This is a genomic window from Streptomyces sp. NBC_01077 (assembly GCF_045162855.1).
Taxonomy (GTDB): Bacteria; Actinomycetota; Actinomycetes; order Streptomycetales; family Streptomycetaceae; genus Streptomyces.
Genome location: NZ_CP108669.1, coordinates 7,259,368 through 7,278,718 on the forward strand (window position 1 = coordinate 7,259,368; position 19,351 = coordinate 7,278,718).

19 protein-coding genes are annotated in these 19,351 nt (G+C 72.5%); 10 read left to right on the forward strand and 9 right to left on the reverse strand.

The features are described 5' to 3' along the window. Positions 1-17: 17 nt before the first annotated feature. The 3 genes from OG462_RS32805 to OG462_RS32815 all read right to left on the reverse strand — a co-directional run bounded on the left by OG462_RS32805 (position 18) and on the right by OG462_RS32815 (position 2,955). Entirely contained in the window at positions 18-452 is a 435-nt protein-coding gene (locus OG462_RS32805) for a hypothetical protein (protein ID WP_406063218.1), read from the reverse strand. Between the two features lie 66 nt (positions 453-518). After that, a complete protein-coding gene (locus OG462_RS32810) occupies positions 519-1,892 on the reverse strand; it encodes an FAD-dependent oxidoreductase (RefSeq protein WP_406063220.1) in 1,374 nt (457 codons plus the stop codon). A gap of 61 nt (positions 1,893-1,953) precedes the next feature. Continuing rightward, a complete protein-coding gene (locus OG462_RS32815; protein WP_406063223.1) occupies positions 1,954-2,955 on the reverse strand; it encodes a DUF4349 domain-containing protein in 1,002 nt (333 codons plus the stop codon). Positions 2,956-3,148: 193 nt separating this feature from the next. Here OG462_RS32815 and hemG point away from each other — a divergent pair, with 193 nt between their 5' ends. Together hemG and hemQ are read left to right on the forward strand one after the other, a co-directional pair. After that, complete coding sequence (gene hemG / locus OG462_RS32820) at positions 3,149-4,600, forward strand: protoporphyrinogen oxidase (protein WP_406063225.1); 1,452 nt, start codon at positions 3,149-3,151, stop codon at positions 4,598-4,600. A gap of 17 nt (positions 4,601-4,617) precedes the next feature. Continuing rightward, on the forward strand, positions 4,618-5,331 hold the full coding sequence (hemQ, locus tag OG462_RS32825) for a hydrogen peroxide-dependent heme synthase (RefSeq protein WP_229313113.1): 714 nt from the start codon (positions 4,618-4,620) through the stop codon (positions 5,329-5,331). A gap of 177 nt (positions 5,332-5,508) precedes the next feature. On the opposite strand, the gene OG462_RS32830 is transcribed toward hemQ, so the two are convergent. The 4 genes from OG462_RS32830 to OG462_RS32845 form a co-directional block, all read right to left on the reverse strand. Then, positions 5,509-6,252, reverse strand: coding sequence for a TIGR04222 domain-containing membrane protein (locus OG462_RS32830; RefSeq protein ID WP_406063227.1), 744 nt, complete (start codon positions 6,250-6,252; stop codon positions 5,509-5,511). A 111-nt stretch (positions 6,253-6,363) separates the two neighbouring features. Continuing rightward, positions 6,364-7,428, reverse strand: coding sequence for a TIGR04222 domain-containing membrane protein (locus tag OG462_RS32835; RefSeq protein ID WP_406063229.1), 1,065 nt, complete (start codon positions 7,426-7,428; stop codon positions 6,364-6,366). Between the two features lie 7 nt (positions 7,429-7,435). Continuing rightward, positions 7,436-8,842 carry a DUF692 family multinuclear iron-containing protein gene (locus tag OG462_RS32840; protein ID WP_406063231.1) on the reverse strand — a complete coding sequence of 469 codons (1,407 nt, stop codon included), beginning with the start codon at positions 8,840-8,842 and terminating at the stop codon, positions 7,436-7,438. 157 nt (positions 8,843-8,999) lie between these two features. After that, positions 9,000-9,707: a peptidyl-tRNA hydrolase gene (locus OG462_RS32845; protein WP_406063233.1), complete on the reverse strand. Its 708-nt coding sequence runs from the start codon at positions 9,705-9,707 to the stop codon at positions 9,000-9,002. A 71-nt stretch (positions 9,708-9,778) separates the two neighbouring features. On the opposite strand from OG462_RS32845, the gene OG462_RS32850 reads away from it, so the two are divergent. The 4 genes from OG462_RS32850 to OG462_RS32865 are packed head-to-tail and all read left to right on the forward strand — an operon-like array spanning position 9,779 to position 12,235. Beyond that, positions 9,779-10,456 carry an AIM24 family protein gene (locus OG462_RS32850; protein ID WP_406063234.1) on the forward strand — a complete coding sequence of 226 codons (678 nt, stop codon included), beginning with the start codon at positions 9,779-9,781 and terminating at the stop codon, positions 10,454-10,456. Beyond that, on the forward strand, positions 10,453-11,388 hold the full coding sequence (locus tag OG462_RS32855; RefSeq protein WP_406063235.1) for an ATP-binding cassette domain-containing protein: 936 nt from the start codon (positions 10,453-10,455) through the stop codon (positions 11,386-11,388). Before OG462_RS32850 ends, OG462_RS32855 begins: the two co-directional genes overlap by 4 nt. Next, on the forward strand, positions 11,385-12,035 hold the full coding sequence (locus OG462_RS32860; protein ID WP_406063237.1) for an ABC transporter: 651 nt from the start codon (positions 11,385-11,387) through the stop codon (positions 12,033-12,035). Before OG462_RS32855 ends, OG462_RS32860 begins: the two co-directional genes overlap by 4 nt. A 14-nt stretch (positions 12,036-12,049) precedes the next feature. After that, the gene (locus tag OG462_RS32865; RefSeq protein ID WP_406063239.1) at positions 12,050-12,235 is read left to right on the forward strand and encodes a hypothetical protein; all 186 of its coding nucleotides are present in this window, start codon (positions 12,050-12,052) and stop codon (positions 12,233-12,235) included. Positions 12,236-12,246: 11 nt separating this feature from the next. Here the strand turns inward: OG462_RS32865 and OG462_RS32870 are convergent, their stop codons facing one another. Together OG462_RS32870 and OG462_RS32875 are read right to left on the reverse strand one after the other, a co-directional pair. After that, positions 12,247-13,140 (reverse strand): polysaccharide deacetylase family protein, encoded by an 894-nt coding sequence (locus tag OG462_RS32870; protein ID WP_406063240.1) that lies wholly within the window; start codon positions 13,138-13,140, stop codon positions 12,247-12,249. Positions 13,141-13,240: 100 nt separating this feature from the next. Beyond that, the gene (locus tag OG462_RS32875) at positions 13,241-14,227 is read right to left on the reverse strand and encodes a LuxR C-terminal-related transcriptional regulator (protein ID WP_406063242.1); all 987 of its coding nucleotides are present in this window, start codon (positions 14,225-14,227) and stop codon (positions 13,241-13,243) included. 210 nt (positions 14,228-14,437) lie between these two features. On the opposite strand from OG462_RS32875, the gene OG462_RS32880 reads away from it, so the two are divergent. The 4 genes from OG462_RS32880 to OG462_RS32895 all read left to right on the forward strand — a co-directional run bounded on the left by OG462_RS32880 (position 14,438) and on the right by OG462_RS32895 (position 19,343). After that, the gene (locus tag OG462_RS32880; protein WP_406063243.1) at positions 14,438-14,731 is read left to right on the forward strand and encodes a hypothetical protein; all 294 of its coding nucleotides are present in this window, start codon (positions 14,438-14,440) and stop codon (positions 14,729-14,731) included. A gap of 7 nt (positions 14,732-14,738) precedes the next feature. Next, complete coding sequence (locus OG462_RS32885; protein WP_406063245.1) at positions 14,739-15,011, forward strand: hypothetical protein; 273 nt, start codon at positions 14,739-14,741, stop codon at positions 15,009-15,011. A 66-nt stretch (positions 15,012-15,077) separates the two neighbouring features. Further along, on the forward strand, positions 15,078-16,805 hold the full coding sequence (locus tag OG462_RS32890; protein WP_406063247.1) for an FG-GAP repeat domain-containing protein: 1,728 nt from the start codon (positions 15,078-15,080) through the stop codon (positions 16,803-16,805). A gap of 156 nt (positions 16,806-16,961) precedes the next feature. After that, positions 16,962-19,343 carry a glycoside hydrolase domain-containing protein gene (locus OG462_RS32895; protein ID WP_406063249.1) on the forward strand — a complete coding sequence of 794 codons (2,382 nt, stop codon included), beginning with the start codon at positions 16,962-16,964 and terminating at the stop codon, positions 19,341-19,343. The last annotated feature ends 8 nt before the right edge of the window (positions 19,344-19,351 follow it).

Genomic DNA, 19,351 nt, shown 5'->3' on the forward strand with positions numbered 1-19,351 from the left:
CGCGTGGGAGTGGGGGCTCAGGACTCGCAGTTGACGGGCGGGTTGCCGGAGGCCACCCGGCAGAAGTCGGTGCCGAGGCCGCCGTCGACGACGTTCCCGTTCGCGCCGACGCGGACGTAGTCGTTGCCCTCGTCCCCGCGGACGGCTCCGGTCGAGGTGACGGAGCCGTAGACCTGGATGTAGTCGCCTCCGGCGGAGCCCCTGACGGTGCCGCCGACGGTGCCGGTGATGACGATGTAGTCGGCACCGCCCTGGCCGTTGACCGAGTCGCCGTTGGGGACCGAGCCGCAGGTGATGTAGTCGGCGCCCGGTGTGCCGACGATGTTCTGGGCGTTGACGGCGACACCGTTGACCCTGCACGAGGTCGCCGCGTAGGCGGGCGTCGCCGTCAGGGCGACCGGGGCTATGACGAGAGTGGCGGCGCAGAGCGCACGCATCGTGTGTGTGATCATAGGTTCAGCGACTCATGGTGATCGTGCGGCCGCAATTCGTCACCATCGGTCACTCCGCCGCTCGGGTCATTCCGCCGCCCGAACAGCCGCCACCGCCTTGCGGGCCGCGATCAGGACCGGGTCCCACACCGGCGAGAACGGTGGCGCGTACCCCAGGTCCAGGGCCGTCATCCCCTCCACCGTCATCCCCGCCGTCAGCGCCACGGCCGCGATGTCCACCCGCTTCGCCGCGCCCTCCCGGCCCACGATCTGCACCCCGAGCAGCCGGCCCGTGCGCCGCTCGGCCAGCATCTTCACCGTCATCGCCGCGGCCCCCGGGTAGTACCCGGCCCGGCTCGTCGACTCCACGGTCACCGTCACGTACCGCAGGCCCACCTCCCGCGCGTCCTTCTCCCGCAGCCCGGTCCGGGCGATCTCCAGGTCGCAGACCTTCGACACCGCCGTGCCCACCACGCCCGGGAAGGTCGCGTAGTCGCCGCCGACGTTGGCCCCGATGACCTGACCGTGCTTGTTCGCGTGCGTCCCCAGCGGCACGTACCGCTCGCGGCCCGAGACCAGGTCCAGGACCTCCACGCAGTCGCCGCCCGCCCAGATGTTCGCGTGGCCCCGGACCCGCATCGCCAGATCGGTGAGCAGCCCTCCGGACGCCCCGAGGGGCAGCCCCGCCGCCCTGGCGAGCGAGGTCTCCGGCACCACACCCATGCCCAGGACGACCACGTCCGCCGGATACTCGGCCTCGTCCGTCGCCACCGCCCGGACCCGGCTGTCCTCACCGGTGAGGATCTTCGTGACCTCCGCCGAGGCGACCGTCGTGATTCCCAGACCGTCCATCGCCCGGTGCACCAGACGGCCCATGTCCGGATCCAGGGTCGCCATCGGCTGCTCGCCCCGGTGCAGGACCGTCACCTCGTAGCCCCGGTTGAGGAGCGCCTCGGCCATCTCCACGCCGATGTAGCCCGCGCCGACGACGACCGCCCGCCGCCCGGGCGTCGCGTCCAGCGAGTCGAGCAGCGCCTGACCGTCGTCCAGGGTCTGCACCCCGTGCACCCCGGGCGCGTCGATCCCCGGCAGGGCCGGTCGCTTCGGCCGGGCACCCGTCGCGACCACCAGCTTGTCGAAGCCCGTCCAGGACTCCGTACCCGCCTCCAGGTCCCGCGCGAGGACCCGCTGACCGGGCAGGTCGATCGCCGTCACCTCCGTCCGCATCCGCAGGTCGATGGCGCGCGCCCGGTGCTCCTCGGGGGAGCGGGCGATCAGCTCGTCGCGCGTGGTGACGTCGCCACCGACCCAGTACGGGATGCCACAGGCCGAGTACGAGGAGAAGTGACCGCGCTCGAAGGCGACGATCTCCAGCTCCTCCGGCCCCTTGAGCCTGCGCGCCTGCGACGCGGCGGACATCCCCGCCGCGTCGCCACCGATGACCACCAGTCGTTCGCTCATCCCCCTATTTTGGGCTCGGTTCGCCTCCGGGGCGCTGTTGCCCCCGGCGCGCCCGTTCGGCTCACTCGCCGGTGCTGGGGGTGTCGGGAGCCGTGGGGGGCACGGGGGCTCCGGCGGCGTTCCGCTCCGTACGGTGCGCCGGCCGGGGCTCGGGCAGGGGCGTCGGAGGGGCGTCGGCGCGCTTGGTGCGGCGCGGGCGGACGACGTGGTGCCACACGAGGTACGCGATCAGGGCCACGGCCAGCCAGGGCGCCAGCGCGGCCAGGACGACGACGGCCCAGGAGGCCGCGCCGACCAGGGAGTCCCAGCCGCCGCTCAGGGCGTCACCGAAACCGGGGCGGCCCTCCTCCTTCTCCTCGGCCCGCGGCTTCTCCTTCTCCGTCAGTGCGAGGGTGATCGTCGCGAGCGACGTGCGGTCCCTCAGCGAGGACTGCTGGGCCAGCAGCGACTCCAGGTCCGCCTGACGGCGGCTCAGCTCGCCCTCCAGGGTCACCACGTCGGTCAGCTTCTCGGCCCGATCCATCAGCGCCCGCACCCGCGCCACGCTCGCGCGCTGGGTGGCGATCCGGCTCTCCACGTCCACCACCTGCTCGGTGACGTCCTTCGCGTCGGCCTTGCGGGCCAGCAGCTTCCCCGTACCCGCGAGCTCGGTGAGGACGGCGTCGTACCGCTCCTGCGGCACCCGCAGCACGATGTGGGAGGAGACGTGCCCCTCGTCGAGCCGCTCCGTCGACTCGTTCTCGACGCGCCCGCCCGCGGCCGCCGTCACGTCGCGGGCCGTCGCCACCGCCTTCGTCACGTCGCCGACCTCCACCGTGAGGGAGGCGGTACGGATGACGTGCTGCTGGGCGGGGGCCTTCGACGGCGCCGACGGCGCCTTCTCGGAGCCCGCGTAGCCGTCGGCCGCGCCCTTCGCCGGGGCCTGTGCCGCGCCCATGTCCCGCTTGCTGTCCGAGGCCATGTCGGTGCCGCCGGCGCCGCAGCCGGTCAGGACCAGCGCGGCCGTCAGCAGCGCCGCTGCCGCCGTCGCCCGTGTTCTCGCCGTCGTTCGTGCGCTCCGCATCGTGCCCCCCAGGGGTGGTGGTGGTGAGTGGTGCCGCTTCGATGTCACGTCGACGCCCCTTCGACGTACGAGCCCCGGGAACGGGTTGCCCTCCGGCGGTAGCGATGCGGTCACGGTCCGGCCTCGGAACGGGAGCGGGCGGGACAGGGAGCCTCGGAACCGGAGCCGGTGGGCGATTTGAGAGAGTGGTCCCATGAACGCGGACACCACGGGACCCCATGTCGTCGTCGCCGGAGGCGGCATCGCCGGACTCGCGGCCGCCCACCGGCTGGCCGTCGCCGGCCACCGGGTGACCCTCCTCGAAGCGGGGAGCCGGCTCGGCGGCAAGCTGCTCGCCGGGGAGATCGCGGGCGCCCCCGTGGACCTCGGAGCGGAGTCGCTGCTCGCCCGCCGTCCCGAGGCGGTCGCCCTCGCCCGGACCGTCGGCCTCGGCGACCGGCTCCAGGCCCCCGGCACGACCACGGCGTCCGTCTGGTCCCGGGGCGAGCTCGTCCCCATGCCCAAGGGGCACGTCATGGGTGTCCCCGGCGACGGCCATGCCGTCGAGGGCCTGCTCTCCGAGGAGGGCGTGCGCCGGATCGGCCTCGACGGCGAGCTGCCCCCGACCGAGATCGGCGAGGACATCGCCATCGGCGCGTACGTCGCCGCCCGCATGGGTCACGAGGTCGTCGACCGGCTCGTGGAGCCCCTCCTCGGCGGGGTGTACGCCGGTGACGCCTACCGCATCTCGATGAGGTCCGCCGTCCCCGCGCTCTTCGAGGCCGCCCGCACGCACCCCACGCTCACCGCCGCCGTCCGCGCCGTCCAGCGGGCCGGGGCCGCCGTCCCCGCCGACGCGGCGGGCGCCGCCACCGGCCTCGGCGGCTCCGTCTTCCTCGGCGTCGAGGGCGGTGTCGGCACCCTGCCCGGCGCGGTCGCCGACGCGATCCGGGCGGCGGGCGGCGAGATCCTCACCGACGCCCCCGTGACCGCACTGCGCCGCATCGGGGCCACGGGCTGGCAGGTCGTCAGCGGCGACCGGGTCCTCACCGCGGACGCCGTCGTCCTCGCCACCCCCGCCGGGCCCACCGCCGCGCTCCTCGCCGCGCACGCGCCCGCGGCCTCCGCGGAGCTCGACGCCGTCGACTACGCCTCCATGGCCCTGGTCACCCTCGCCTTCCGCCGTTCCGACATGCCCGCCCTGGCCGGCTCCGGCTTCCTCGTGCCGCCCGTCGACGGGCACACGATCAAGGCCTCGACCTTCTCCTCGCAGAAGTGGCGCTGGGTCGCCGACGGCGCCCCCGACCTGTTCGTGCTGCGCGCCTCCGTCGGCCGCCACGGCGAGGAGGAGCAGGTCCACCGCGAGGACGCCGACCTCGTCGCGGCCTCCCTCAAGGACCTCGCCGCCGCCACCGGGCTCGCCGCCCGGCCCGTCGCCACCACGGTCACCCGCTGGATCGGCGGCCTGCCCCAGTACCCGGTCGGCCACCTCGCCCGGATCGCCCGGGTCCGCGAGGCCGTCGCGGCCCTGCCCGGACTGCGGGTCGCGGGCGCCGCGTACGACGGCGTCGGCATCCCCGCCTGCATCGCCTCGGCCCATCGAGCGGCCGACGAGATCATCGCCACGTCGAAAAGGACCGACCCCGGTGCGGGGCACTCCCTGTGACGGGCGAGAATAGGCGTATGAGTGCGCCCGAAAAGATCCCGAACGCCGGTAAGAAGGCGAAGGACCTCAACGAGGTCATCCGCTACACCCTGTGGTCTGTCTTCAAGCTGCGCGACGTTCTCCCCGAGGACCGCGGCGGCTACGCCGACGAGGTCCAGGAGCTGTTCGACCAGCTCGCGGCCAAGGACATCACGGTCCGCGGCACGTACGACCTGTCCGGTCTGCGCGCCGACGCCGACGTCATGATCTGGTGGCACGCCGAGACGAGCGACGAGCTCCAGGAGGCGTACAACCTCTTCCGCCGCACCCGCCTGGGCCGCGCCCTGGAGCCGGTCTGGTCGAACATGGCGCTGCACCGCCCCGCCGAGTTCAACAAGTCGCACATCCCGGCCTTCCTGGCCGACGAGAACCCGCGCGACTACGTCTCGGTGTACCCCTTCGTGCGCTCCTACGACTGGTACCTGCTGCCCGACGAGGACCGCCGCCGGATGCTCGCCGACCACGGCAAGATGGCCCGTGGCTACCCGGACGTCCGCGCCAACACGGTCGCCTCCTTCTCGCTCGGCGACTACGAGTGGCTCCTCGCCTTCGAGGCCGACGAGCTGCACCGCATCGTGGACCTCATGCGTCACCTGCGCGCCTCCGAGGCGCGGATGCACGTCCGCGAAGAGGTCCCGTTCTACACCGGCCGGCGCAAGAGCGTCGCCGACCTGGTGGCGGGCCTGGCCTGACGGCCGTACGAAACCTGGTGGCGGCCCGGCTCCCGGCCGGGCGCGCCATCCCTTGACCCGGAAGATCAGACGGCAGGCGTCACCATGGCCTGCCGCTCCAGCGACACCGGGTCCGGCTCCTGGTGCGGCGCGCATGACGCGCGCCGCACCGGCGTCATTTCCGGGGTCTTCCCGTCCTCAGTCCCCGCTGCGCAGAGCAGCCCGGAGCTCCGGTTCGAGCACCCCGGGGCCGCGCGTCGCCAGGGCAGTCAGGGGATCGGCGGGGGAGAGCCCCGCGAGCAGCCGTTGCCCGGCGGGCGAGGCCCAGCGGGTGTACGGGTACACCTCGATCCGCCCGATCAGCAGACAGAGCCCCGACGCGAGCAGCGGCAGCGCGAACCCGCCGAGGACCGGGGCCCGTTCGGCGGCCGGCACGAGCAGCGCGGACGCCGTCCCGAAGGCCAGGCTCAGCAGGAAGCCCGCCCGCACCACCCGCAGCCCGGCGTCGACCTCCCGGCGGCCCGACGCGGACACGGCAAGACCCCGTTCGACGAGCCGCTCCGCGAGCAGATGTACGGAATCGGTGGCGGCGACCAGCGGACGTACGGCGGGAATCGGTGCCTGCCCGCCGGGGCCCAGGGCGTCGATCACGGCCCGCTCCAGCTCGTCCCGCGCGCCGGCGTCGGCGTCGACGACCGTCGCCCAGCCGGTGCGCGCGAGCAGCAGCCGCCGCGCCCGGTGCATCGAGACGAGGGTCAGATCGGTGACCCGCAGTGGGCCGCCGGCGAGGTAGGCCGCCTCGCCGACCGTGATCTCCGGCGTGCGCCCGACCGGCGCCTCACCGCGAGCGGGCCGGGCCGCCGCTAGCGTCGCCCGGCAGAGCCGCGCACAGCCGACCCCGGCCACGACACACGCCACGAGCAGCAGCGGAATCCAGACCATGTCCGAGTTGTACGGCAGGCCGGGCGGCCCCGCCACCGGAACGGGCGCCCCCGCGGCCGGGGCCGGTGTCCCCGTCGCGGGAGCGGCTGCTCCCGTGGCCGGACCGGGTGGTCAACTGCTGGAGCTGGAACACGAACTCCCGCTGGAACTGGAGCTTGAGCACGAGCTGGAGCTTGAACTGGAGCACGAGCTGCCGCCCCCGCCCCCGCCACAGCTGGATCCGCCTCCGGAGCAGGACCCGGACGAGCAGGACCCGGACGAGCAGGACGACCCGGATCCACCGCCGGAGCAGGAGCTGCCGCCCCCGCCACCCCCACCGCCGCAGGCACTGGTCCCCGCGCACCACACGACGGCCGCGGCGAAACCGTCGCCGGCGTCCGAGGTGGCGTACGGGTACGGCACGGGGCGCCGTCGGCCGCCTCCACGCCGCCGGGGCGGCCCGTAGATCCGGGCGGCGGCCAGGAGCTGCTCCCGAAGCACCGGATCGGGCAGGGCCCGGAGCCCGTGCAGGGCCACGAGCAGACCGGCGTCCGCGAGATGGCCGTGTTCCCTCCCGTACGCGAGGACCGCGCGGCGGCCGGCCGAGGTGACCTGCCCGGCGGAGAGCGACCCGCAGACGACGGCGGTGATTCCGACGGCGAGCAGGATCGGCAGCACCTTGAAGATGAACGGGAACGAGAACTCCTCGGCGGCGGCGAAGTCCACGACCGTCAGGATGACCGACACCGGGAACAGCGCGAAGGCCGTGAGGCCCAGCACGCCGCACCACCGGGCCGTGGTGCGCCGGGTCGCCGGGTCGACGACGAGCCCGCGCCCCGCGAGCCCGTCGCCGATCTCCTGGACCGCCGCGTGCCGCATCACGGCGAGCCGGAGGTGGTGCAGGGCCCCGTGCGGGGCGGCGGCGTGCGCCTGGAGCACGGCGCGCTCCACCGGGTCGTACGCGGTGGGCCGTACGACGGCCACGATGCCGGGGCCGCCGATCGCCAGCCGGCCGTCCGCCTGGAGGGCGGCGAGGGCGGTGTCGACGACCCTGGCGGGGCCGCCGTTGAGGAAGGCGATCTCGTACCGGTCGTGGACGGGTCCGCCGGGTCCCCCGCGGGTCCGGACGACCCGGGTGATGAGCAGAGTGATGCCGGCGACGCCGGCGAGGTAGTAGAGCGCGGTCAGGACGTTCACGAGCACCTCATTTCCGTACCAGTGCGTGACGGGCGGCCCGTACGAGCCGGGTGGCGCGGCCCGGCGGACGGCTGCCGGAACGGTCCTGCCACCACTCCGTGAGGCGTCGCCGCGCCGCCGGATCCTCCGGCCGCCCGGCGACCAGCAGACGCTCGGCGAAGTCGAGCGCGTCCCGGCGGTAACCGCCGGTCATGGGCCGGGACCTGGCGTACGCGAGGAACGCCGGCCGGTAGCCCTTGCCCAGGATCTCCGGGAGCTCCGGCGCGACCTTCGCGACGACCCCGGCCCGCTTGGCCGCGAGCGCACGACTCTGCACCCCGAGCCGCCGGCTGTCGAACCCCTCGGGGACGGGAGTCCCGGCGACCAGGGCCGACAGCACGGCAGCCTGAGCGACGGCGACGCGCTGCCGAGCGCCGGGCGTGGCCGCGGGCGCGGGGGCCACGGGTACCACCGGGGTGACGCTGGGCATCGGCCCACCGGAAACCCGAGCCCCGGCGCCGATGAGCAGCGCCGCTCGGGGTGCGGGCTTCGACGAGAGGGCGCCGTGCTGGTGGGCTGTGCCCACCCGTTCCGCCCCAGCGGAACGTATGCCCACAGCGGTGATCGTCCTGCGGATCGCCCGAAGCTCGCCCCCCAGTTCCTCCGCCGGCGGAAAGTCGTCGTCCCGTTCGAGCAGCACCCCCGCCGGCGCGACCCGGGACGCGAGGTCCGCGAGAACGTCGAGCACCGCCCCCGGCACGGGATGCGCATGCGTGTCGTGCCAGACCCCGTCCCGTTCCACACCCCCCGCCACGTGCACGTACGCGATCGCCTCCACCGGCAGTTCCGACAGGGCCCGCGCCGGGTCCTCGCCCCGGTTGACGTGGTTGGTGTGCAGATTGGCGACGTCGATGAGGAGCCGTACCCCCGTACGCTCCACCAGCTCCGCCAGGAAGCGTCCCTCCGACATCTCCTCGCCAGGCCAGGAGATGAGCGCCGCGATGTTCTCCAGGGCGAGCGGCACGGGCAGCGCGTCCTGCGCGATCCGTACGTTCTCGCAGAGCACGTCGAGCGCGTCCCAGGTCCGGGGCACGGGAAGCAGGTGGCCCGCTTCGAGCTGCGGGGTCGCCGTGAGCGGCCCCCCGGCCCGTACGAACGCGATGTGTTCCGTGACCAGCGGTGCCCCGAGCGCCACGGCCTTCTCGCCGAGCGCGGCGAGCCGCGCCGGGTCGGGCCGGTCCGCGCCCCCGAGCCCCAGCGAGACGCCGTGCGGCACGACGGTGACGCCGCGCTCGCGCAGCCGGGTCAGTGAGTCGGGCAGATGGTCCACGCAGATGTTCTCCGCGACGACCTCCACCCAGTCGACGCCGGACAGACCCTCCACCGCGTCAGCGATCTCGGGGCGCCAGCCGATGCCGATGCCGAGTTCCGTCATGTCCCCCTCCTTCGGTCCTCAGTCACCCACCTGATGACCCCGGCGGGAGGGTTCGAATCCCGGGAGGGGGACGTTCAGAGCTTGATTTGAGGTTCCATTTCGGTCACGCCGAACGGGGGGTGGCCCTCCGTTAGAGCGGGGGCCGGCTCTGCGGAGGTCAGGCCCGCGGCAGACGCAGGCCGGAGGCGAAGCGGTCGCTTCCCTCGGCCACGATCGTGTTCCCGGGGGCGATCTCCGTGAAGCCGGCGTCGCGTACCACCGGGAGTCCGCTCGTGGTCAGAGCGGGCCAGTCCTCGGCCGGGGCGGTGCGGACCGCGAGCGGGAAGCCCGCCTCGCGCCATGCCTTCCGGTCGGCGTCCGTCATCGCCCACCACAGCAGCTGCGCGCCGTGCCCTGTCTGGGCCATCGTCTTGCCCGCCGACATGTCGAGCTCCGGGTTGACCCACAGCACCACCGCCCCGTCCGGTACGGGGCCGGGCGCCGCCGGGTCGTCGAGGTCGGTGCCCGAGACCTGGAGCTTGGCCAGCTCCTTGGGCCAGCCGTCGAGCGGTACGGGCGGGAAGACCCGTACCTCCGCCTCCGTACCGCTGACCGTGATCCCCGGGAGCTCGCCCGCGCGCCGCCACTCCGCGCCGCGCGCCCGGCGCACCACCTTGCGGATCCTGGCGTCCTGCCAGTCGGTCATGGCCTGCGCCCACTCGCCGTCGTCGAGCGAGCGGTCGTCGGTGAGGATCTCCAGGACGGCGCGCGCGGCGGTCTCCAGGGCGTCGGTACGGGTCGGCGGCGCGTCCCGTTCGATCCGTACGACCAACGGCAGGACGAACTGGGGCTTCTCATCGCGAAGATCGGTCTCGTTGCTGCTCACCGGGCAAGTCTGCCACTGCCGTCACGAGCGATCGTTGTGGGAATGAGTGCTTCCGGGCCAGGATGCCTCTCATGAAGAGTGATCTTTTCACCGGCGAACACCTCGCCGAGACCGCGGACTTTCCGGGGATGACCCTCCAGAACGCCAAATCCGTCAAGTACACCGTCAACGGCGAGATGCACGCCCGTCAGGGATCGATGATCGCCTTCCGCGGCGACCTCCGGTTCGAGCGCAAGGGCCAGGGCATCGGCGGCCTGCTCAAGCGTGCCGTCACCGGCGAGGGCCTGGCCCTGATGGCCGTGCGCGGCCAGGGCGAGGCGTGGTTCGCGCACGAGGCGCAGAACTGCTTCATCATCGAGATCGAGCAGGGCGACGCGTTCTCGGTCAACGGCCGCAACGTGCTCTGCTTCGACGCCACCCTCCACTACGAGATCCAGACGGTGAAGGGCGCGGGCATCACCGGCGGCGGCCTCTTCAACTCGGTCTTCTCCGGCTACGGAAAGGTCGCCCTCATGTGCGAGGGCAACCCGATCGTCATCCCCGTCACCCCGGAGGCCCCGGTCCACGTCGACACCGACGCCGTCGTCGGCTGGAGCGAGAAGCTGCGCCCCTCGCTGCACCGCTCGCAGTCCCTCGGCTCGATGATCCGCGGCGGCTCCGGTGAGGCGGTGCAGCTGAAGCTGGAGGGCCAGGGCTTCGTGGTCGTCCGTCCCAGCGAGCTGACCCCGCAGAAGAACTCGTCGAGTTGAGGCTGGAGCGGGTCGGGCGCCGGCACGGCCTCCGGGGGCCGTGGGTCCTCCGCGAGGTCGGCCTCGACCTGCCCGCCGGGACCCTCGTCCGGGTCGTCGGCACGAACGGCACCGGCAAGTCGACCCTGCTCCGGCTCGTCGCCGGCGTCGACGCGCCCACCGAGGGCCGCGTCACGGGCCGCCCGCCCCGCACGGCGTACGTCCCCGAGCGCTTCCCCGTCGCGCTCCCCTTCACGGCCACCGACTATCTGGTCCACCTCGGGCGGATCCAGGGACTCGGCGGGGCCGCGGCCCGGGCGCGGGCGGGGGAGTGGCTGGAGCGCTTCGGTGCCGGCGGGCACGCCCGTACCGCCATGGCGGAACTCTCCAAGGGCACGAGCCAGAAGGTCGCCGTGGCCCAGGCCTTCCTCGCCGACCCCTCCCTCCTCGTCCTCGACGAGGCCTGGACGGGCCTGGACACGGGCGCGCGTGCGGAACTGGACGCGGCGGTCCGCTCACGCCGGGCGGCAGGCGGAACGGTCGTCTTCGTCGACCACGACCCACGACGGCTGGAGGGGGAGCCGGACGCGGTGTACGAGGTGGGGGAGGGGCGGGTCAGGGTCGCCGAGGAGCCGGTCCGCCCCGACTTGCGGCCTGTCCGCCTGGACTCGGGGCCGGCCGGCCCGGAGGTGGGGCCGACCTGCCCGGACTCGGGGCCGGTCCGCCCGGGCGCCGGGCCGCGGGCGTGCGTGCGGATCACCGTCTCCGGCGGCCCGCGCCCGCTCCCGCTCCCGGAGCGTCTCCCCGGCGACCCGGTCACCGCACCGGGACCCGACGGCGACGGCACCACCGTCCTCACCGTCGACGCGTCCCACTCCGACGCCCTGCTGAGCGTGCTCCTCGCCGCCTCCTGGCACATCCACCACCTCGGCCCCGAAGGCGTACGCGTATGACGGCGCTCCTGCGCTACCAGACCGGCCTGCTGCTCCGCTCGCAGCGGTGGCTCGCGCCGCTGCTCCTGTACGTGGCCGTCCTCGGCGTCGGCGTCAGTGTGGGGGAGCCCGTCCTCGGTGCGCTCGGCCTGACGGCCGCCGCGCTGCTTCCCGTGACGGCCTGGGCCGTACGGATCTGCGTCTCGCAGGAGTCGCCCGCCGCCCGGAACGCGGTCGCGGCGGCGGCCGGCCGGGACCGCGCGCATCTCGCGGCGCTCGTCACCGGGACCGCGCTGCCGGCCCTCGTCGGCGTGGTCGCGGTCCTCGCGGTGACGGCGACCGGCAACCGGCGCGGCGTCACCGCGCTCGCCGCCGCGACCACGGGGCTTCTGGCGGCACTGGCCTGCGCCCTGACGGGCGCCGCCGTCGGCGCGCTGGCCTCCCGCCCCTTCGTCCGGGCCCCCGGCTGGTCCCTCGCCGCACTCGTCCTCGGCTCGCTGCTCGCCCTGGTGACCACCGGCTCCCCGGCCAAGCACGCGATGACCGCCCTGATCACCGGCTCTCGGACGATGACCGCGGACCCGCCGTGGCTCGCCGGCGCGGGTTCCGTGCTCCTCGCGGCGGCGTGCGCGGCCCTCGCCTGCCGGGCCACCGCCCGCCTGGAGTGAGTAGGCTCGAAGGCATGAGCGAGTCCATGTCGTACTGCGCCCCGGAGCCCGGTCCGAAGCCCGAACCGGCGACCGAGGGACCGTTCGCCGCCTGTGTGCTGTGCCAGGAGCCGACCGAGTATCCGGAGTCCACGAAGGGCATCACGCTGTGCCCGGTCTGCGAATGGCAGGAGGCCCAGCGCACGGCCTGCTCCGGCTAGAGAACGCCGGTTCAGCCGCCCATCAGCTCCGAGACCTTCACGAAGCGGTAGCCGCGGGCGCGGAGTTCCGGGACGATGCGGCGGATCGCCTGCTCCGTGACCGGGGCCGCGCTGCGCGTGCAGTGCATGACGACCAGCGAGCCGGGCTTCACCCCGTCGAGGACCTGCTCGGCCACCGCGTCCGCGTCCTTCGCGAACGCGTCGCCGCTGACCACGTCCCACTGGACCGCCGTCACCCCGGCCGGGGTCAGCGCGCGGAGGGCCGCGTCGTCGTAGCAGCCGCCGGGGAAGCGGAAGTACGGGACGACGTTCACGGCCCCGGCGTCGCGGAACGCGTCGAAGGCCCGCTGCACGTCGGACGCCATGTCGGGCCCGGCGACGGTCGGGAGGCCGTAGCAGGGGGACGCGAAGGCGTAGTGACTGTACGAGTGGTTCGCGATCTCGAAGCGCGGGTCGCCGCCGATGGACTTGGCCTGGTCCGGGTACTCCTCCGCCCAACGGCCCGTCATGAACACGGTCGCGTCCACCTTGAGCCGGCGCAGGGTCGCGATGAGCTGCGGGTTGTCGAAGCGCTCGCCGCGTGCGGCCCGGGGCCCCTGATCGGCCGTCATGTCGGCGTCGAAGGTGAGTGCGACGACCTTCTCCGCGCCCTTCGACGTGCCGGCCGCCCGGCGCGTGTACACGGGGGTGAGGCCGCCGGGGCCGGGTGCCATGGTGGGCGGGGCGGCCGGAACGCGCGCGGGCTTCGGGCCGCCGGCGGGCGCGCTCGCCCGGGCCGACGGGCTGTCGGAGGCGGAGGCCTCGGCGGCCGGGGGCGCGGAGGGCTCGGCGGCGCCTCCGCCACAGCCGACAAGAGCGGCGCCCAGGAGACTGAGCGCCGCCAACTTTCGTACAGAAGTGTTCACGATCGGAAGCTATCCGATCAAAGTGCTTATCACCCGCGACGCGACGTCAGCAGCGCCCGAGTCCACGCGCCGAGTCGACGCCCCCTCGGTGACGGTGGACCTAGGGGTCCTGGGTCCGGTGGGAGTCGTCCCGCGTGCGGGGCAGGGCCGGGGTGGTGAGCCAGCCCCGCTGCGAGGCCATCGCCCCGGCCTGGAAGCGGCTCCGCGCCCCCAGCGTGTCCATGATCCCGGCCACGATCCGGCGCGTGGTCCGGCTGGAGATGCCGAGCCGCTTCGCGATGGTCTCGTCGGTGTGCCCGTGCTCCAGAAGCCGGAGCGTCTCCCGCTCCTGGGACGTGAGTCCCCGCTCGTCGCGCGTTCTCACCGTGCCGAGCGGGTCGGCCCGGTCCCAGGCCAGGTCGAACAGGGCGCACAGCGCGGTGAGGGCGCCGTCTCCCGTGAGCAGGACGGCACTGTGCCCGCTGTTCTCACCGTGCACCGGCAGGACGGCGACACGCCGGTCGATGACGGTCATGCGGACCGGGACGTCGGGGGTGGTGCGTACCTCGCCGCCCAGGGATGCGAGCAGGTTCGCGTAGTCCGTCCCGGCCGGGTTGTTGCGTACGGACTCGGGATACAGGGTGCGCATCCGCACGCCGCGGGCCAGCAGCTTCGAGTCCAGCGGCTTGGCCGATGCGATGTTCCTCGCGTCGGGCGCGTCCGGAACGAACGCCATGACCTCGTGCTCGATGTGGCGGCTCAGCTCTGCCAGTCGGTCGCGAATCCGGTCCACCCCGACGAGAGTCTCCACGCCCGGCGAGTCCGCCAGCGGCTGGAAGCCGACCCAGTCCGCGATGAGCTGGGCGGCCGCGGCGCGGGACGCCTCGAGCTTCTGCTGCTGCGCGAGCAACTCCGCCTGCTGGCGCGCGAGCAGCGTGTCCATCGCCAGCTCCGGGCTGACCGGGTGGAGTCGGTTGTGCTCCGTGGCGGAGGGGCGCAGGAGCGACAGCTCGCTGAGCCGGTCGAGCGCCGCCCGGACCTCTCCCTTGGCCAAGGAGAGAGCGGCCGCCAGCTCCGCGACGCCCCAGTCGGCGTGCTGAAGCAACATTCGATAGACATGTTCTGTTCGTGTGTCGATTCCCAATGCGTCAAGCATGTATGTACCCCCCATAGATACGTGTTCGAATCATCACACGGTGCACACCGCTCCGTTGCTCCAGTGGCCGAAGTGAGTTCTGATGTGACCGGTTGTGGCCTTGGCCGGTTTGGGACACCAAAGACCGGCGGCATGCGCGGGGCGGCTCACGAAGATCGTGGAATGCATCTGATCCACGTGGGGTTGTGCGGTCCCGTCCACGCCGAACCGGCCCGGGAGATGGCGAGGGAGATCCTTGCCGCGGCGGAGCCGGTCGAGGGCGTGGAGCACGTCGTGGTGCACCACGTCTCCTATCGGGAGGCCGTCGTCGGCCTGTTCCTGCGGGTGGAGAGCCTCGCCGTCGCCGAGGAGACGGCTGCCGCGGTATGCGCCCGCGCGCTGAGCCGGCATCCGGGCTGGGGATACGCCGCCGTTTCCTGCGACGCCGTGCTGGTCTGGCCGCTCCTGGACCCGTAGGAGCCCGATGCCGTCGGTGGCGCGCCCGACGGTATGCGGTGTCCCGAAGCGGCCGTGTCCCGATGCGGACAGCATTCATCGCTTCACCGGGACCACGCCCTGGTGCAGGATCCAGTCATCCGCATTTCGGTTCGCCGAATTCACCCCATCCGTAAAGGACTTCGCCGTGCTGCGTGCCCGCCTTGCTGTGACCCTGTTCCTCGCGTTCGTTTGCACCGGATTCAGCACCAGCGCGATGGCGGACAGCCCGGTCGTCAAGGCCACGCTCGGCTGGCAGTGAGTGAATTCATCTCCCCCTCCCCGTATCCCTTGCGGAAATCGGTCCGACTCTCTTGAAAGGCAGAAAATGAACGGGATCAGAAACTCCCGCCGCATCACCGTCGCGCTGTGCGCGGCCACGGCCCTCGGGCTCGGCGTGACCGGCACCGCGTTCGCGCAGCAGGCCGGACCGTCGGACAGCCGGCCGGTCGCGGAGGCGGGCGGAGCCGACTACCCGAACGCGGGGCAGGGCAAGGTCACTCCGGTTCCCGAGGAGTTCCGCAGGCAGACCGCTCAGCGGAGCCTCACCGCGGCGGCCGGGATCACCCGGAGCGAGGTCATCGCGCGGGCGAAGACCTGGGTCGGGAAGGGTCTGGACTACAGCTGGACGAACTACTACAAGGGCTACCGGATGGACTGCTCCGGTTACATCTCCATGGCGTGGGGCCTCAGCTCCTCGCTGGCGACCCCGAACTTCGTGCCGGGAACGGCCGAGTGGATAACGAAGGGCGAACTCAAGGCCGGTGACGCGCTGCTGGACGACGACGCCGGCGCCGGCGGCCACATCGTGCTCTTCGAGGAGTGGACGAGCAGCGACAAGACCGCCTACTGGGGCTACGAGTTCACGCCCAGTGGCGTCCACCACCGCATCGTTCCGTACCCCTACTACGGCGGTCACGGACCCTTCTCGCCGGTGCGCCTGAAGAACATCGTGGACGACACCGTCCCGGAGCCGGAGGAGCCGAAGGAGGACACCTCCTCCCGGGTGAACGCGGATTTCAATGGTGATGGTCGGGATGATGTGGCGGCGCTTTACGGGTACGGGGACGGTTCGGTGGCGTTGTTCACGTTCCTGGCGCGGGCGGACGGTGGTTTCGATGCTCCGGTGAAGTCGTGGACGCGTCCGCCGGGGAACTGGACGTTCAAGAGTGTGAAGCTGACGGCGGGTGATTACGACGGTAACGGTCGTGCGGATCTCGCGGCGATGTATGACTACGCCGATGGTTCGGTGTCGTTGTTCACGTTCAAGTCTGAGGCGGGTGGGGGTTTCTCGGCTCCGGTGAAGTCGTGGACGGCGGCGCCGGGGAACTGGTGGCCGGAGAACGTGAAGCTGGCGTCGGGTGACTTCGACGGCAACGGGCGTGATGATGTGGCCGCGTTCTACGGCTACGAGGACGGCCGGGCCGCGCTCTACACCTTCAAGTCCGACGCCTCGGGTGAGTTCGGAACCCCGCTGCGCTCGTGGAACGTGCCCGCCGACTACTGGTGGGGCGAGAACGTCAAGCTCGCCGCCGGCGACTTCGACGGCAACGGCCGGGACGACCTGGCCGCGATGTACGGGTACGAGGACGGCACCGTCTCCCTGTTCACCTTCAAGTCCGAGACGGACGGTGGCTTCGTGGCACCGGTGAAGTCCTGGACCACGGCGCCGGGCAACTGGACCTTCTCCAACGTCAAGCTGACCGCGGGCGACTACAACGGTGACGGCCGGGCGGACGCCGCCGCCTTCTACGGCTACAGCGACGGCCGCGCCGCGCTGTTCACCTTCCCGACCAAGACCGACGGGACCTTCAACAACCCGGTGAAGTCCTGGAACGTGCCCGCGGACAACTGGTGGGGCGAGAACGTCCAGATCGCCTCGGGCGACTACGACGGCAACGGCCGGTCGGACGTGGCGGCGTTCTACGGCTACAGCGACGGCCGGGCGGCCTTCTACACCTTCAAGCCGGACACGGCGGGCGAGTTCGGCACCCCGCTGCGCTCCTGGAACGTGCCCGCCGACTACTGGCGGGGCGACCACGTGAAGCTCGGCTGAGCCGTCCGGGCCGGGCACGTGAAGAGCCCGGCCCACCCTCATCCGAACGGGGCCGGCCCGCACCCGCCGGGCGGCCCCGGCCTTCCCGCTGCCCCTGCACCACCCCGTCGCCCCGTCCCGCCCTCTCGGCCCCATCCACCGGAAGCGAACCCCACCATGCACGCACCCCTTGCCCGTACCACCCGAAAACCGCGCAGAGGCTGGACCGTCGCCGCCGCGCTGACGGCTCTGGCGTTTCCCGCCGCGACCGCGTCCGCGGCGTCAGCCCTCCCGGCGTCCGCCCCCGAGGTGTCCGCACCGGCCGGCGAATCCAAGCCCGTGGAGTACCGGGGACTGCGGCTCGACGTCCCCGCGCACTGGCGCGTCGTCGACCTGGAGAAGGCGCCCGGCACGTGCGTACGGTTCGACACGGCCACCGTCTACCTGGGTCACCCCGGAGCGCAGCAGTCCTGTCCCGCCGACGCGGTCGGCGAGCGGGCCGACGCCCTGGTGGTGGAACCCCTGTCAGGGGCCACCGTCCCCGACCCCGCGTCCGTGCTCCGCGTACCGGTAGGCCAGCCCCTCCCGACCCGCCTCGCGGACAACATCGACCGCGAGATCGCCCTGTCCGTCGAGGGCGCCGGACTGCTCGTCACGGCCGTCTACGGCAAGAGCCCCGACACCGTCTCCCGTGTCGTCGGCTCGGGCCGCACCGGACCGGCGGCGGTCCCGGGCGAGCTCCCATCTCCCCGTTCCTCGGCCGCCAGAGCGATGGCCGCGACGCCCAGCACCGGATACACCGGCAAGGCCTTCGACGCCTGCGCCGCCCCCTCCGCGAGCCTGATGCAGGCGTGGAAGTCCTCGCCCTACCAGGGCGTCGGCATCTACATCGGAGGCCCCACCAGGGTCTGCGCCCAGCCCAACCTGACCGCCGGCTGGGTGTCCGACCGTACGGCCGACGGCTGGCACATGATCCCGATCTACGCGGGCCTCCAGGCCGGGGGGATCTCGCCCGGCGAGGCCACCCAGCAGGGCAGGGAGTCCGCCGACGGCGCGGTGGACAGGGCCAAGGCGCTCGGATTCGCCGCCCAGACCGTGCTGTACACGGACATGGAGCCCTACTCCTCGGCGACGTACCGCACCCGGGTCATCGAGTACCTCTCCGGCTACAGCGCCCGCGTCCGCGAACTGGGCTTCCGTCCGGGCGTGTACGTGAACGCCCAGAACTCCGGTGACCTGGCCGCCCTCCACAACAACTCCCGCTACGCGAAGCCCGACGTGCTGTGGGCCGCCAACTGGAACGGCGTGGCGGACATCTCCAACACCTCGATGGGCCTCCCGGGCAGCTCCTACTGGCCGGGCCAGCGACGCGTGCACCAGTACGCCGGCGACGTGGGGGAGACGCACGGCGGAGTGTCCCTCAACATCGACCGCAACTATGTGGACGTCGCCCCCGCCACCGCCCCGCAGCCCCCGGCCGACACCTGGCGCGAGGATGCCGCCTCCCGGGTGAACGCGGATTTCAATGGTGATGGTCGGGATGATGTGGCGGCGCTTTACGGGTACGGGGACGGTTCGGTGGCGTTGTTCACGTTCCTGGCGCGGGCGGACGGTGGTTTCGATGCTCCGGTGAAGTCGTGGACGCGTCCGCCGGGGAACTGGACGTTCAAGAGTGTGAAGCTGACGGCGGGTGATTACGACGGTAACGGTCGTGCGGATCTCGCGGCGATGTATGACTACGCCGATGGTTCGGTGTCGTTGTTCACGTTCAAGTCTGAGGCGGGTGGGGGTTTCTCGGCTCCGGTGAAGTCGTGGACGGCGGCGCCGGGGAACTGGTGGCCGGAGAACGTGAAGCTGGCGTCGGGTGACTTCGACGGCAACGGGCGTGATGATGTGGCCGCGTTCTACGGTTACAGCGACGGCCGGGCCGCGCTGTACACCTTCAAGTCCGACGCCTCGGGTGAGTTCGGAACCCCGCTGCGCTCGTGGAACGTCCCCGAGAACTACTGGTGGGGCGAGAACGTGAAGCTGGCGTCGGGTGACTTCGACGGCAACGGACGTGATGACGTGGCCGCGTTCTACGGCTACGAGGACGGCCGGGCCGCCCTGTTCACCTTCAAGTCCGAGACGGACGGCGGCTTCGCCGATCCCGTGAAGTCGTGGAACGTCCCCGAGAAGTCCTGGTGGGGCGAGAACGTCAAGCTGACCGCCGCCGACTACGACGGCAACGGCCGGGCCGACGTGGCCGCGATGTACGGCTACGAGGACGGAGCCGTCTCCCTCTTCACCTTCGTCACCAGGGCGGACGGCACCTTCGAGAGCCCGGTGAAGTCCTGGACCACCGAACCCGGCAACTGGTGGGTGGAGAACGTCCAGATCGCCTCGGGCGACTTCGACGGCAACGGCCGCGGTGACGTGGCTGCGTTCTACGGCTACAGCGACGGCCGGGCGGCCTTCTACACCTTCAAGCCGGACACGGCGGGCAGGTTCGGCACCCCGCTGCGCTCCTGGAACGTGCCCGCCGACTACTGGTGGGGCGACCACGTGAAGCTCGGCTGAGCCGGATC

Bases quoted from the DNA above. Each gene is read 5' to 3' on its own strand.
- OG462_RS32860 (WP_406063237.1), top strand. From the start codon at position 11,385: ATGACGGCGCTCCTGCGCTACCAGACCGGCCTGCTGCTCCGCTCGCAG.
- OG462_RS32840 (WP_406063231.1), bottom strand. From the start codon at position 8,842: ATGACGGAACTCGGCATCGGCATCGGCTGGCGCCCCGAGATCGCTGAC.
- OG462_RS32890 (WP_406063247.1), top strand. From the start codon at position 15,078: ATGAACGGGATCAGAAACTCCCGCCGCATCACCGTCGCGCTGTGCGCG.
- OG462_RS32810 (WP_406063220.1), bottom strand. From the start codon at position 1,892: ATGAGCGAACGACTGGTGGTCATCGGTGGCGACGCGGCGGGGATGTCC.
- OG462_RS32850 (WP_406063234.1), top strand. From the start codon at position 9,779: ATGAAGAGTGATCTTTTCACCGGCGAACACCTCGCCGAGACCGCGGAC.
- OG462_RS32830 (WP_406063227.1), bottom strand. From the start codon at position 6,252: ATGGTCTGGATTCCGCTGCTGCTCGTGGCGTGTGTCGTGGCCGGGGTC.
- hemQ (WP_229313113.1), top strand. From the start codon at position 4,618: ATGAGTGCGCCCGAAAAGATCCCGAACGCCGGTAAGAAGGCGAAGGAC.
- OG462_RS32875 (WP_406063242.1), bottom strand. From the start codon at position 14,227: ATGTTGCTTCAGCACGCCGACTGGGGCGTCGCGGAGCTGGCGGCCGCT.
- OG462_RS32880 (WP_406063243.1), top strand. From the start codon at position 14,438: ATGCATCTGATCCACGTGGGGTTGTGCGGTCCCGTCCACGCCGAACCG.
- OG462_RS32865 (WP_406063239.1), top strand. From the start codon at position 12,050: ATGAGCGAGTCCATGTCGTACTGCGCCCCGGAGCCCGGTCCGAAGCCC.
- hemG (WP_406063225.1), top strand. From the start codon at position 3,149: ATGAACGCGGACACCACGGGACCCCATGTCGTCGTCGCCGGAGGCGGC.
- OG462_RS32895 (WP_406063249.1), top strand. From the start codon at position 16,962: ATGCACGCACCCCTTGCCCGTACCACCCGAAAACCGCGCAGAGGCTGG.
- OG462_RS32885 (WP_406063245.1), top strand. From the start codon at position 14,739: ATGCCGTCGGTGGCGCGCCCGACGGTATGCGGTGTCCCGAAGCGGCCG.
- OG462_RS32815 (WP_406063223.1), bottom strand. From the start codon at position 2,955: ATGCGGAGCGCACGAACGACGGCGAGAACACGGGCGACGGCGGCAGCG.
- OG462_RS32805 (WP_406063218.1), bottom strand. From the start codon at position 452: ATGATCACACACACGATGCGTGCGCTCTGCGCCGCCACTCTCGTCATA.